The 12,945-nt window shown below is 65.0% G+C and carries 13 protein-coding genes; 9 read left to right on the top strand and 4 right to left on the bottom strand.

Going from position 1 to position 12,945, the window contains the following annotated elements:
* Window positions 1–5: 5 nt before the first annotated feature.
* The 4 genes from LB538_RS07810 to flhA all read right to left on the bottom strand — a co-directional run bounded on the left by LB538_RS07810 (window position 6) and on the right by flhA (window position 3,874).
* Window positions 6–575 (bottom strand): rod-binding protein, encoded by a 570-nt coding sequence (locus LB538_RS07810; RefSeq protein WP_224524267.1) that lies wholly within the window; start codon window positions 573–575, stop codon window positions 6–8.
* Window positions 576–645: 70 nt separating this feature from the next.
* Window positions 646–1,032, bottom strand: a complete 387-nt coding sequence (locus tag LB538_RS07805; RefSeq protein ID WP_224524279.1) for a hypothetical protein — start codon at window positions 1,030–1,032, stop codon at window positions 646–648.
* Between the two features lie 5 nt (window positions 1,033–1,037).
* On the bottom strand, window positions 1,038–1,790 hold the full coding sequence (gene fliR / locus LB538_RS07800) for a flagellar biosynthetic protein FliR (protein ID WP_140542845.1): 753 nt from the start codon (window positions 1,788–1,790) through the stop codon (window positions 1,038–1,040).
* On the bottom strand, window positions 1,787–3,874 hold the full coding sequence (flhA, locus tag LB538_RS07795) for a flagellar biosynthesis protein FlhA (RefSeq protein WP_224524281.1): 2,088 nt from the start codon (window positions 3,872–3,874) through the stop codon (window positions 1,787–1,789). The genes fliR and flhA overlap by 4 nt, the downstream gene beginning before the upstream one ends.
* A 123-nt stretch (window positions 3,875–3,997) precedes the next feature.
* Between flhA and LB538_RS07790 the strand changes: the two genes are divergently transcribed.
* From LB538_RS07790 to LB538_RS07750, 9 genes are all read left to right on the top strand, one after another.
* Window positions 3,998–4,297, top strand: coding sequence for a putative quinol monooxygenase (locus tag LB538_RS07790; protein ID WP_224524284.1), 300 nt, complete (start codon window positions 3,998–4,000; stop codon window positions 4,295–4,297).
* Window positions 4,298–4,619: 322 nt separating this feature from the next.
* On the top strand, window positions 4,620–6,401 hold the full coding sequence (locus tag LB538_RS07785; protein ID WP_224524286.1) for a chloride channel protein: 1,782 nt from the start codon (window positions 4,620–4,622) through the stop codon (window positions 6,399–6,401).
* Between the two features lie 121 nt (window positions 6,402–6,522).
* Window positions 6,523–7,191, top strand: coding sequence for a helix-turn-helix domain-containing protein (locus LB538_RS07780; RefSeq protein ID WP_224524289.1), 669 nt, complete (start codon window positions 6,523–6,525; stop codon window positions 7,189–7,191).
* A 38-nt stretch (window positions 7,192–7,229) separates the two neighbouring features.
* Window positions 7,230–8,303 (top strand): extracellular solute-binding protein, encoded by a 1,074-nt coding sequence (locus tag LB538_RS07775; RefSeq protein ID WP_224524291.1) that lies wholly within the window; start codon window positions 7,230–7,232, stop codon window positions 8,301–8,303.
* A 22-nt stretch (window positions 8,304–8,325) separates the two neighbouring features.
* Window positions 8,326–9,195 carry an ABC transporter permease gene (locus tag LB538_RS07770; protein ID WP_224524293.1) on the top strand — a complete coding sequence of 290 codons (870 nt, stop codon included), beginning with the start codon at window positions 8,326–8,328 and terminating at the stop codon, window positions 9,193–9,195.
* Complete coding sequence (locus LB538_RS07765) at window positions 9,195–9,992, top strand: ABC transporter permease (RefSeq protein ID WP_224524295.1); 798 nt, start codon at window positions 9,195–9,197, stop codon at window positions 9,990–9,992. The genes LB538_RS07770 and LB538_RS07765 overlap by 1 nt, the downstream gene beginning before the upstream one ends.
* On the top strand, window positions 9,989–11,101 hold the full coding sequence (locus tag LB538_RS07760) for an ABC transporter ATP-binding protein (RefSeq protein WP_224524300.1): 1,113 nt from the start codon (window positions 9,989–9,991) through the stop codon (window positions 11,099–11,101). The genes LB538_RS07765 and LB538_RS07760 overlap by 4 nt, the downstream gene beginning before the upstream one ends.
* Before the next feature lie 78 nt (window positions 11,102–11,179).
* Window positions 11,180–12,565 carry an NAD(P)/FAD-dependent oxidoreductase gene (locus LB538_RS07755; RefSeq protein WP_224524302.1) on the top strand — a complete coding sequence of 462 codons (1,386 nt, stop codon included), beginning with the start codon at window positions 11,180–11,182 and terminating at the stop codon, window positions 12,563–12,565.
* A 2-nt stretch (window positions 12,566–12,567) separates the two neighbouring features.
* Window positions 12,568–12,936, top strand: coding sequence for a cupin domain-containing protein (locus tag LB538_RS07750; protein WP_224524304.1), 369 nt, complete (start codon window positions 12,568–12,570; stop codon window positions 12,934–12,936).
* The last annotated feature ends 9 nt before the right edge of the window (window positions 12,937–12,945 follow it).

Genomic DNA, 12,945 nt, shown 5'->3' with positions numbered 1-12,945 from the left:
GGTCCCTAGATCTTGATATCTGTTTTTATGATCGTCTCGTCGCCGGTCATCGACCGTGCTGCTTTGCGCTCAAGCTCCTCGATCATCGAGGTCGAAAGCCGGGTCTGCCGGTCGATCTCGGTTTTCTGCGCTCCACCGGCAATGGGGCCGACCGGCACCTTGTGCTTGCCGTCGAGATAATGGTCGGCAAGCATGGATCTGGCGATGCCGATGCCCCCATGCGCGGCCATGACATCGGCCACCTTTTCGGCGAGCTGCGACTTCCACATGTCGCCGGCCAGGCCCTTGCCGTAAACACCCTCGGTGTCCTTGGGCATCATGTTCTGGATGAAGGTGGTCAGCACCATCGCCTCGAAGCGCTGGAACTTCTTCGCCGGATTGGCGGCTTCCGCCTTGTCGGCCGTTGCGCGCGAGAGAATGGAGCCGGCATCGACCGTCGCGGATGGATCGACAGAGAAAGGCGCCGAGGTGCCATTCGCCCTTCTCGCGAGCGCCGCGCGCGCGGCCTCGACATCGGCCGGCTCCGCTGCGCGGGCAACGTCCATGACGATGTCGCTGGGTGGGGAAATGGCCAAGAAAGTCCGCCCTTTGTCGGTTTTGTTAGTTGCACAATGACTGAAGAAGCTTGTGGCAGGCTTGCGATGATCAGCGGTCGGAGGTTCGCTTCTGCATGATCAGATCGAGCCGCTCGCGGTCGGAGCGTTCGCGCTCGTCGCGGCGGCGCTCGTCCTTGTAGGCGCGCTCGACCATGTTGGTGCGCGCCGTCGCAGTGGCGATCAGCGATACTTCCTGGCGGGCGTTCTCGAGGTTCCGTTCCTGACGGCCGAGCGCGTCAGTGATGCGGCGGTGGTAGATTTCCGGAAAGAGGGAACCCAGCGAGCTGTCGGTGTCGAAGCGCTCGATCAGCTCCTTGGCCTCCGTTTCGGCCTTGACGGCGGCGGCGAGGAAGCCGGCGTGGCGGGTCTCGTGCAGCGCCTTCAACTGCTCCTGCACCTTGACCAGTTTCTTCAGGCGGTCCTTTCGCACGGTCATGGAGCCTATCTCGCCAGGGTGAGGTCGACGAAGCCGTCGACGAACAGCGACAGCAAGGTGCCGACGGCGAAATAGAAGATGATCATTCCGCCGGCGATGACGAAGGGCAGCGAAATGAAATAGACCGGGATCTGCGGCGTCAGCTTGTTGACGAAGCCGATCGTCAGATTGACCAGGATGGCATAGGCGACGAAGGGACTGCCGAGGCGGATGACCAGAAAGAAGGCGTCGGACACCGTGTCGGTGACGTCGACCAGCGCCGCCTGCGGGTTGAAGAACACGTTGACCGGAGCGACCGTGTAGGAGGCGACGAGCGCCTTGACGATCTCGTGGTCGAAGTCGAAGACGAAGAGCAGAAGCAGCGCCGAGAACGAGATGATGGCGGCAAGGGCCGCCTGCGGTTCCGGCTCCTCGATCGCCGGTCCGCCCGAGCCGCCATAGCCGATCAGCATGGCGATGGCCGAGCCCATGAAGCGCAGCGCCTCCATGTAGAGCCTGGTCATGGCGCCGATCAGACCGCCGACCAAGAGCTCCGAGACGATCATCGGCGCCAGGACCTGCGGGCGCGGATCGACGAACGGGTAGATGCGGTCCCACAGGAAAGCGAGCAGGCCGCCGGTGGCGGCGAGCGAAACGAACAGCCGGATCTGCAGCGGCACGCGGGCGCTGGACAGGCCGGGCATCAGCATGAAGCAGGCGCCGATACGGCAGAAGGCGAGGAAGGCGGCGATGACGACGCCTTGCGAGAGCGCGTTCACGAGATTGTTCCGAGCACCTTGATCTCGACGCCCTTGGCGATCTCGACATGGCTGAGAACGGGAAGCGTCGTGAACAGCCGCTCGATGATCATGCGCACATAGGGACGGGCGTCGGGCGCGGTGACGAGCACAAAACGCTCGCCGGCCTCGAGATGCTTGCGGATCGCCTTGGTGGCGTCCTGGCCGAATTCCTCGAGCTGACGCGGATCGATGTCGAACTCGCGTACCTCGCCCTTGGCGTCGCGCTTGAGGCTCTGATGGAAGGCCAGGTCCCAGCGGTTGCCCAGGCGCAGCACCTTGAGCGTGCCGCCTTCGGAGAGGTCGCCGCAGATCTGCTGCGCCATGCGGATGCGCACGTGCTCGACGATCTGCTCGGTGCGGCGCACATGCGGCGCGATCTCGGCGATCGCCTCGATGATCAAATGCAGGTTGCGGATCGAGACGCGCTCGGCGAGCAGCAGCTTCAGCACGGCCTGCAGGCCTGGATAGGAGATGTGCGAGGTGCATATCTCGTCGGCGAGCTTGCGGTATTCCGGGTCGAGCCGCTCCAAGAGCGCCTTCATGTCCTTGTAGGACAGAAGCTGCGGCAGGTTGTTGCGGATCACCTCGGAGAGATGCGTGAGCAGCACCGACATGTTGTCGGCGAAGGTGAAGTTCTCGCGTCTCAGATCCTCGGCGAAGGTTTCGAGCACCGAATAGGCGCGCATGCCGAAGGCCGGTTCGCGGATTTCCTCGCCGGGAATTTCCGGCACGCCGCGCGTGCCGAGCAGCACCATGATCTCGCCGACGCGCATCTGGTATTCGGCGACCACCGTGCCGTGCACCTTGATCTGATAGCTCTTCGGCGGGATGGCGAAGTCGTCGGCGACGCGCACCTCCGGCACCACGAAGCCATATTGCTGGGCGAATTTCTTGCGCATCTTCGACATGCGGAACACCAGTTCCTGGTGCGCCACCATCAGCCTGGTCGAAAGCTGCTTGCCGATCAGAAGCTCGATCTCGGCGGTGACCAGCGAGGCCTTGACCGAGTTCTTCTCCTCCTCGACCTTGTTCGCCTTTTCCTGCGTCTTCAGGGCTTCGGCGGCGGCGCGCTCGCGGCTCTGGCGCAGCGGGATGATGTAGCCGAGGCCGGCCATGCCGCCGGCAAGCGCGAAGAACGGGAACAGGGGCAGGCCGGGCATCAGGCCGAGGATGACCAGCAGCGAGGCCGCGACGTAGAGCGCGCGCGGATGCGCGCCGAGCTGGCCGAACACCGCCTGGTTGGTCGAGCCGCGCGTGCCGCCCTTGGAGACGAGCATGCCCGCGGCGAGCGAGACGATAAGCGCCGGGATCTGGGTGACGAGGCCGTCGCCGACCGACAGCTTGATGAAGACGTCGGCCGCCTGGCCAAGGCCCATGCCGTGGCGCAGATAGCCGATGGCGATGCCGCCGACGATATTGATGGCGGTGATGATCAGGCCGGCGATGGCGTCGCCGCGCACGAATTTCGAGGCGCCGTCCATCGAGCCGAAGAAGGAGCTCTCCTCCTCCAGCTCGCGGCGGCGCAGCTGCGCGGTCTTCTCATCGATCATGCCGGCGGAAAGGTCGGCGTCGATCGACATCTGCTTGCCGGGAATGGCGTCGAGCGTGAAGCGCGCGCCGACCTCGGCGATACGGGTCGCGCCCTTGGTGATGACGATGAAGTTCACCACGATCAGGATCATGAAGACGATGAGGCCGATGACGAAGTCGCTCGACATCACCAGCTTCGAGAAGCCCGAGATGACATAGCCGGCGGCATGCGTGCCCTCGTTGCCGTGCGACAGGATCATGCGCGTGGTAGCAATGTTGAGCGATAGCCTGAGCATGGTGGCGATGAGCAGCACGGTCGGGAAAGATGAGAAGTCGAGCGGCCGCTGGATCCACAGCGCCACCATCAGGATCAGCACCGAAAGCGCGATCGAGAAGGCGAGGCCGATATCGATCAGGAAGGCCGGAATCGGCAGGAACAGCACCGCCAAGATGAAGACGATGCCCAGCGCGAAGAAGATGTCGCGGCCGTTCTTGACCGCCAGGCCGGACGGTAGTGTTTCGCTGATCGCCATGTCGTCCTCAAAATCCAGGCCGTCCGCCACGCACAGGACAGGCCCTCGACCGTAACCCTCCAAGCTTGCGCGAAGGTGGGAGAGCGGCTACGGCGCCTGAGCCACCTATCGGAAGGAAATCGCATGCTCCTGATCATCGGCACGATCCGCTTGCCACGCGACAGGCTCGAACAGGCAAAGCCGGCGATGCAGCGAATGATCTCGGCGAGCCGCGCCGAGCCCGGCTGCCTCGGCTATTCCTACGCGCAGGATGTGCTGGATGCCGGGCTCATCCATGTCTCGGAGGCCTGGAGCGACCGCGCCGCGCTCGAAACGCATTTCAAGTCGGCGCATATCGCCGAATGGCGCGCGAGCTGGGCCGAGCTCGGCATCGGCGAGCGCAAGCTCACGCTTTTCGAGACGGACGGCGGCGCGCCGACCTGATCGTGTGAGGCATTTACGGCTGTGCCGCCTCCGCGGTCGCGACGGCGACCAGCCAGCGCCGCACGGCGCGTTCCTCCTCGGCGGACAGGCCGGAGGGCGGAGCTGCTGGCGATCTTCGTCGTACAAGACGATTCCGGCCCTCTCACCATACCGGTGCCCGACTAAGTCTATCTCCTGGTCACGCGGCAAGTCTTGCTTAAGGCTAATGCGGCGCAACGCCAAAATGGCGCCACATGCGGTCGGCATTGCGGTTGCCACGCAAAGCCGCCGCGCGTATCAGGCACGGCAGTTCTTATCTTTCGCATACCGGCGAGCCGCTTCGTTGCCTGCCAGAAACGACCCACAAGTTTACGCCCGCCGGCTTCGCGCGGTGCTGATCAGCTCGATCCCCGTGCTCGAGGCGCGCGGCATCGTGATCGTGCTGATGGCCGGCATGGTCGGCGTCATCGCGGGCGCGCTGGTCACCGGCATGAGCGCCTTGGTGCAAGGCATGCATTACCTGCTGTTCGACGTGCAGCCGGGCGGCCGGCTTTCGGCGATGTTCTCGCTTGCCGACCCGGCACAGGCGATGTTCCCGGCGATCGGCGGCCTGCTTCTTGGGCTTTCCGTCATCTGGCTCAGAAAGCGCAAGTTCCGCACGCCGGTCGACCCGATCGAGGCCAACGCGCTCTATGGCGGGCGCATGTCGCTCACCGACACGTTCATCATCGTGGCGCAGACGATGGTCTCAAGCGGCTTCGGCGCCTCGGTCGGGCTGGAAGCGGGCTATACGCAGATCGGCTCCGGCGTAGCTTCCCGGCTGGCGCGGGCCTTCCACCTGCGCCGCAATGACGTGCGCATTCTGGTCGGCTGCGGCGCGGCCGGCGCGATCGCCGCCGCCTTCGACGCGCCGCTGACCGGCGCCTTCTACGGTTTCGAGCTGGTCATCGGCATCTACTCCGTCGCCAATGTGGCGCCGGTGATGGCGGCGGCGATCGCCGCTTCGCTGACGGCGGAAATGTTCGGCGGCGTGCCGTTCCCGCTGGAACTCTCAGGTCTGCCGAATCTGACCGCCGGCGAGTATGTGCCATTCCTGCTGCTGGGGCTGCTCGGCGGGGCTGCCTCGATTGCGATCATGCATCTGGTGAGCATCGTCGAGCGGCTCTTTGTACGGTTGTCGATCGACGTGTCGGTCAGGCCGTTCATCGGCGGCATCTTCGTCGGCTTGCTCGGGCTGGTCACGCCGCAGGTACTCTCCAGCGGCCATGGCGCGCTGCATCGCGAGTTCGCCATGAATTATGCCCTTCCCGTGGTGGCGAGCGTCTTCGTGATGAAGCTGGCGGCCTCAGCCATCTCGCTCGGCTCGGGCTTCCGCGGCGGCCTGTTCTTCGCTTCGCTGTTCCTGGGGGCTTTGCTCGGCAAGGTCTTTGCCGGCGTCATGGCGCTGACCGCGCCGTCGGCCGGCATCGACCCGTCGGTCGCCGCCGTCGTCGGCATGACCTCGCTTGCGGTGGGCGTTGTCGGCGGTCCGCTGACCATGACGTTCCTGGCGCTGGAGTCGACCCGCGACCTGACGCTCACCGGCGTGGTGCTGGCCGCCTCGATCATGTCGGCGATCCTGGTGCGCGAGACCTTCGGCTACTCCTTCTCGACCTGGCGTTTCCACCTGCGCGGCGAAACGATCCGCAGCGCCCATGACGTCGGCTGGATGCGCAGCCTCACCGTCGGCACGATGATGCGCAAGGACGTCCGCACCATTCCCGCCTCGACCACGCTCTCCGAATTCCGCAAGGAGATCCCGCTCGGCTCGGCGCAGCGGGTTATCGCCGTCGAGCAGGCCGACCAATATGTCGGCATGCTGCTGGTGCCGGAACTGCACAGCGATCGCTCCGATGGCGAAATGCCGGTGAGCACGCTCGCCCAGTTCAAGGACGCGGTGCTGGTGCCGTCGATGAATGTCCAGACCGCCGCCGAGACTTTCCAGCGCACCGGGGCCGAAGAACTTGCCGTGGTTGAGGATTTCGACGAGCGCATCGTGCTCGGCCTGCTCACCGAGAGCCATCTGATGCGCCGCTATGCCGAAGAGCTCGACAAGGCGCGGCGCGATCTGTCGGGTGAGGGCTAGCCCCTCTCTTTCAACTGAAGGCCCCGGCGCGGCGGCCGCGAGGATGCGGCGCGACCGCGCAACCATGCCTCTTGCCATCTGTACAGTGGCACTGTACAAGTTGTTCAGTGGAGGAACATGAATGCCCAAGGCATCTGGCAACGTTCGGGCGCAGGCGGCAAACGCCGCCGGTGCGGCCGCAACGCTTGCCCATCAGGCTCTGGGCATGCGGCTCAAGAGCCTTCGCCTTGCTCGCCGCCTTTCCTTGCGCGACCTCGCCGAGGCGACCGGAACCAGCGCCAGCTTCATCAGCCAGCTCGAGCGCGGCCTGACCGGCGCCAGCACGGCATCGCTCAATCAGATCGCTTCCGCGCTGGGAGTCAGCGTCGCGCTGCTGTTTGCGGAAAGCGCGGCTCAAAATCACCACGGCGTGCTCAGGCGCAGCGAGCGCCCAAGCCTGCCGCCCAGCGACGGCTGCCGCAAGATGCTCTTGTCGCGGCCGCCGCTCAGCGACATGGAAGTCTATGTCGGCGAGTTCGAGATCGGCGGCTCGACCGGCCCCGACCAATACACGCATGGCGACGCACATGAGATGCTGATCGTGCTGCGCGGCATTGTCGAGGTCTCGCTCGGCGAGGCGCGTCATGTCCTCGAAGAGGGCGACAGCGTCGAATACACAACGGCCACTCCGCATCGCACGGAGAACATCGGCAGCGGCCGGGCCGAAGTGATGTGGATCATCGCGCCGCCGACCTCGGCGCGCGCCGAGCTCGACCAATACACGACCTGGAAACCGCCCGCCGCCAGGTAACCGACCAAAATGCGGGCATGAATGGGAGAGTCCTCGTTATGTTGAAATCGAGATATGGCATCGGCGCCGTCCTGGCGCTCGGCGTTCTGACCGGCGCGGCCTTCGCGCAGGACAAGCCCGTGGCAGGCGAGGTGAAGGAAGGCTCGCTCAAAGGCAAGACCCTGACCTTCGTCTCCTATGGCGGCATCTATCAGGACGGCCAGACGGCGGCGCTGAAGGAGTTCGTCGACAAGTCCGGCGTCAAGCTGCTCAATGACGGCCCGACCGAGATCGCCAAGCTGCAGGCGCAGGTCGAATCCGGCAATGTCACCTGGGACGTCGTCGATACCGACGACCTTCCGCCTTACGTCTATTGCGGCAAGCTGTTCCAGAAGCTCGACCTGACCAAGCTCGACGTCTCGAAAATCCCGGAAGGCCAGGTCGGCGAATGCTCGGTGCCGGCGATGAACTACGGTGTCGTGCTGATGTACAACAAGGAGAAGTACAAGGATAGTCCGCCCAAGAGCTGGGCCGACTTCTTCGACACCGAAAAGTTCCCGGGCGTGCGCGGCATCGACGGCTCCGGCAGCCCGACCGGCGGCCTGCTCGAACAGGCCTTCAAGGTTGCCGGCGGCGATCCGAAAGCAATGACGGTAGCCGATATCGACAAGGCCATCGACGTGGTCCGCAAGCTCGGCCCCGACACTATCTTCTGGAAGACGGGCGCTGAATCGCAGCAGCTCGCCGAATCCGGCGAGGCCGACATGCTGATGATGTGGACCGGCCGCGCCATGACCGCGGTCAAGAACGGCGCCAAATACGCACCCGCATGGCAGGATTGGCTGGTGGTGATGGACCAGATGACGATCCCGGTCGGCGTCAAGGACACGGATGCCGCTTACGCGCTGCTCAACGCCTATCTCGGCAAGAATGCCCAGGAGATCCTGACCGAGAAGACCTCCTACACGCCGATCAACAGCGAGGCGCGGCCCAAGGTCGACGCTTCCGTCGCCGCCTTCCTCACCAACACGCCGGAGCGCCAGAAGCAGGGCTACAAGCAGAACTTCAAGTTCTGGGTGCCGAACTTCGCCGTGGCGCAGGAGAAGTGGTCCGCGCTGATGGCCGGCAACTGACCGGCTGAGAGAGGCGAAGTCCGTGAGCGCGCTCGAACCGACGACGCCCTCCGCCCCGCAACGGGCGGGCTGGGCATGGCGGCCGTACGCGCTCACGCTGCCGGCACTCGTGCTGCTGGTAGCCGTCATCGGCTACCCGCTGCTGACCATCGTGCTGCGCAGCCTGTCTGAGCCGCAATGGGGCCTGCAGAACTACGCCTGGTTCTTCGGCGCGCCCGTCAACCTGATGGTGCTTCAGCGCACCTTCACCATCTCGGCCTGGGTGACCGTGGTCTGCGTGCTCTGCGCTTACCCTTACGCCTATCTGATGACCGCCGTCGGGCCGCGCGCGCGACTCGTCCTGGTGCTTTGCGTCTTGATCCCGTTCTGGGTGAGCGGCGTGGTGCGCACGCTTTCCTGGGTGATCCTGCTGCAGGATTCCGGCGTCATCAATTCGCTGCTGAGATCAGCCGGCTTCGACGGGGTCCGGCTGATCCGCACCCAGACCGGCGTGGTGATCGGCATGGCGCAGGTGCTGCTGCCCTTCATGATCCTGCCGCTCTATTCGGTGATGAAGGGCATCGACCTCAGGCTGGTGCAAGCGGCGCGAAGCCTGGGCGCGCGGCCGTCGCGCGCCTTCTTCACGGTCTACCTGCCGCTGTCGCTGCCGGGCGTCTATGCCGGCGCCATCATCGTCTTCATCCTGGCGCTGGGTTTCTATATCACGCCGGCGCTGCTCGGCGGACCGCGCTCCACCATGCTGTCGACCCTGGTGCAGACACAGGTGCTGAGCCTTCTGCAATGGGGACGCGGCGGCGCCATGGGCGTGGTGCTCCTGGTCGCGACCTTCGTCTTGCTGGCGCTGGCGGCCCCGGTGATGCGGTCCAGGTATCGTGAAGCGGGGCGACGCTGATGGAAATGAAGCCGCTCACCCGCCTCATCCTCGGCCTCGTCTGCCTGCTCGTGGCGATCTGGCTGGTGGCGCCGACGCTGGTCGTCGTGCCGATGTCGTTCAACGAGAACAAGTCGCTTGCTTTTCCGCCGCAGGGCTTTTCCTGGCAGTGGTACCAGAACTTCGCCACCAATCCGGAATGGTCGACCAGCTTCCTCAACTCGCTCAAGGTCGCTTCGCTGGTGGCGGTGCTGGCGACGGTGCTCGGCACGCTGGCCGCCTTCGGCCTCGACCGCATGAAGGCGCGGCCGGCCAATCTCTTGCGCATGCTGATGCTGACGCCGATGGTCGTGCCGGGCGTCGTTCTGGCCATCAGCATCTATGCCGTCTATCTCGATGCGCAGCTCGTCGGCACGCTGACGGGCTTTGTGCTGGCGCATACCATCCTGGCGCTGCCCTTCGTGCTGATCGCGGTCTCGGCCAATCTCGAAGTGTTCGACCGGCGGCTGGAGACGGCGGCGGCAAGCCTCGGCGCCGGCGCGCTGACCACGTTCCGCACGGTGACGCTGCCGCTGATCCTGCCCGGCATCCTGTCGGGCCTGCTGTTCGCCTTCGCCACCTCCTTCGATGAGATCGTGGTGTCGCTGTTCATCACCAATCCCTATCTCAAGACATTGCCGGTGCAGATATTTTCCTCGATCACGCGCGACGCCGATCCGACGGTCGCGGCCGTCGGCACCATCCTTTTGTTCGCCACCACGATCCTGATCGGCGGCGGCATGCTCCTCCTTGGCCGCGAGCGGAAGGGACGCCTATGAACCCGAGAGCGGAAAATCGCGGCGCCGCGATCGACCTCGATACGGTCAGCAAGGCCTATGGCTCCTTCAAGGCGCTGGACGGCGTCTCGCTCAGGATCGAGCCCGGCGAGTTCATGACGCTGCTTGGACCGAGCGGCTCGGGCAAGACGACGACGCTCAACGTGATTGCCGGCTTTACCGACGTGACCAGCGGCAAGCTTTTGGTCGGGGGGAAAAGCGTCGTCGGCGTGCCGGCGCACAAGCGCAATATCGGCGTCGTCTTCCAGCACTACGCGCTGTTTCCCCATATGACCGTCGGCCGCAACGTCGCCTATCCGCTGACACTGCGCGGCATCAAGCAGGACGAGCGCAAGAAGCGCGTCGCAAAAGCGCTCGACATGGTCAAGATGGGCGACTTCGCGCATCGCTATCCGAGCGAGTTGTCGGGCGGCCAGCAGCAGCGCGTGGCGCTGGCGCGCGCCATCGTCTTCGATCCGCCGCTGCTTCTAATGGACGAGCCGCTCGGCGCGCTCGACAAGAAGCTGCGCGAATGGCTGCAGCTCGAGATCAAGCGCATCCATCGCGAGCTCGGCACCACCTTCGTCTATGTCACGCACGACCAGGAGGAGGCCCTGGTGCTGTCGGATCGCATCGCTGTCTTTAATCGCGGGCGCATCGAGCAGGTCGGCACCGGTCGCCAGCTCTATGACGAACCGACGACTTTGTTCGTCGGCCGGTTCATCGGCGATTCCACCGTGCTGCGCGGCGAGGCGAAATGCGACGGCACCGGCACGGCTCTGACGGTCGCCGGAGAAACAGTTAGCGCGCCGCGTCGCCTCGCGGGCGAAGCCCATCCGGTGATGCTGCTGCGGCCGGAAAAGCTCGCCATCCGCCGGCCGGGCCAGGATGCCGCCGGCACGAACCGGTTGTCGGGAACGATCGCCGAGGCGATCTATCTCGGTTCGGGCTCGAAATACGAAGTGAAGCTCGGCGACGGCTCGACCGCGATCGTGCGTTCGCCGCTCGCCGGCGAGAGTTTTGGCCTCGGCGAGAAGGTCGAGCTCTGCTTCGACGGCGCCGATGCGAAACTCCTGCCCGACGACAGCACGGCCGACACGACGCTCACCTGATCATCTTTGTTTAAACGCAATTCCGGACGGAAAACCGTTTCACACTTTTCCTGGAATTGCTTTGGCGGAAACCATCCCATGCAAGTCAAGCGCAACGGCGATATCTCGTTCTGGTATGCGGATCTGGGTCATATCCCGGCGCCACGTCCGTCTTTGCCGGGCGACATAGAGGCGGATGTGGCGATCGTCGGGGCGGGCTATACCGGGCTGTGGACAGCCTACTATCTGAAGAAGGCGAAGCCATCGCTGCGCATCGTGCTCATCGAACGCGAGTTTGCCGGCTTCGGCGCTTCGGGGCGCAATGGCGGCTGGCTGTCGGGCGGATTCGGCTGGTCGCGCGAAAAGTATCTGAAGACCTCAACACGGCAAGGCGTCACCGCCATGCAGAAGGCGATGGCCGGCTGCGTCGACGAGGTGATCCGGGTCGCGACGGAAGAGGGCATCGACGCGGACATCCGCCGCGTCGACAATCTGACGGTCGCCACCAACCCGGCGCAGCTGGAACGCGTGCGCGAAGAATGCGAGACGATCCGCTCCTGGGATGCCAATCCCGAACGCATCGAGCTGCTCGACGCCGAGGCGACCCGGGCGCGCATCAACATCCGGAATGTCATGGGAGGCTTCGTCATCCACGGCCAGGCGCGTGTGCAGCCGGCCAAGCTGGTGCGCGGGCTGGCGGTAGCGGTCGAGCGTCTCGGTGTTTCCATCTACGAGAAGACGACGGTCACTGCGATTGCCAAGGGCGTTGTGACCACGGATCGCGGCACCGTGCGGGCCGAAACCATCATCCGCGCCACCGAAGGGTTCACCGCCGGCATTCCTGGCGAGGAGCGGACATGGCTGGCGCTCAACAGCGCGCAGATCGTCACCGAGCCGCTGTCGGAAGAGCTTTGGCGCAAGATCGGCTGGGAGGGACACGAGCTGCTCGGCAACGCCGCGCGTGCCTATTGCTATGCCCAGCGAACGCGCGAGGGGCGCATCACCATGGGAGGCCGCGGCGTGCCTTATCGCTACGGGTCGCGCACCGACGTCAACGGGCAGACGCAGCAGGCGACGATCGACCAGTTGCACGCGATCCTGACGACGCTCCTGCCGCAGACGGCCGGGTGCCGCATCGACCACGCCTGGTGCGGTGTGCTCGGCGTGCCGCGCGACTGGTGCACGACCGTCGGGCTCGACTCCAAAACGCGGATCGGCTGGGCCGGCGGCTATGTCGGACTCGGCGTGTCGAGCTCCAACCTGTCCGGGCGCACGCTGACCGACCTCGTGCTCGGCCAGGATACCGAGCTGACGCGGCTGCCCTGGGTCAACCGCAAGGTGCGGCCCTGGGAGCCGGAGCCGTTCCGCTGGCTGGGCGTCCATTCGATGTACCAGCTCTACCGCATCGCCGATAACCGCGAGGCTGCCGGGCTTGCCCATAGCTCGAAGCTTGCCGCCCTGGCGGACAGCCTCACCGGTCATTGATCATGGAGACCAGCTTGATCGATCTTTCGACTTTCCACGACCTTGCCAACGCCGACATCGGCGCCTTTTCACCGAAACCGACCTCGATCCAAGGGGATCAGTTGGAGGCCGCGCGATCCTTCTTCCAGTCGCCGGACGGGAGCGTCGACATCGGCATCTGGGAATGCACGCCCGGCCGCTTCACCGCCGACCGCACCAACTCGTCAGAGATCTGCCACATCATCTCCGGCCGCGTCGAGGTGAGCCGCGCCGATGGCGAGATGCGTGAGCTGGGACCGGGAGACCTCCTCGTCCTGCCGCAGGGATGGAAGGGCGAATGGCGCATCCACGAGACCACGCGCAAGCTCTACATGATCCAGAGCGCCGGCTGATCCCTGAAA

Origin of the sequence: Mesorhizobium sp. Ca11, assembly GCF_020165275.1 — a bacterium.
Lineage (GTDB): Bacteria > Pseudomonadota > Alphaproteobacteria > Rhizobiales > Rhizobiaceae > Mesorhizobium.
Note: the sequence above shows the minus strand (reverse complement) of the source record. Positions and strands in the feature narration are given on the sequence as shown.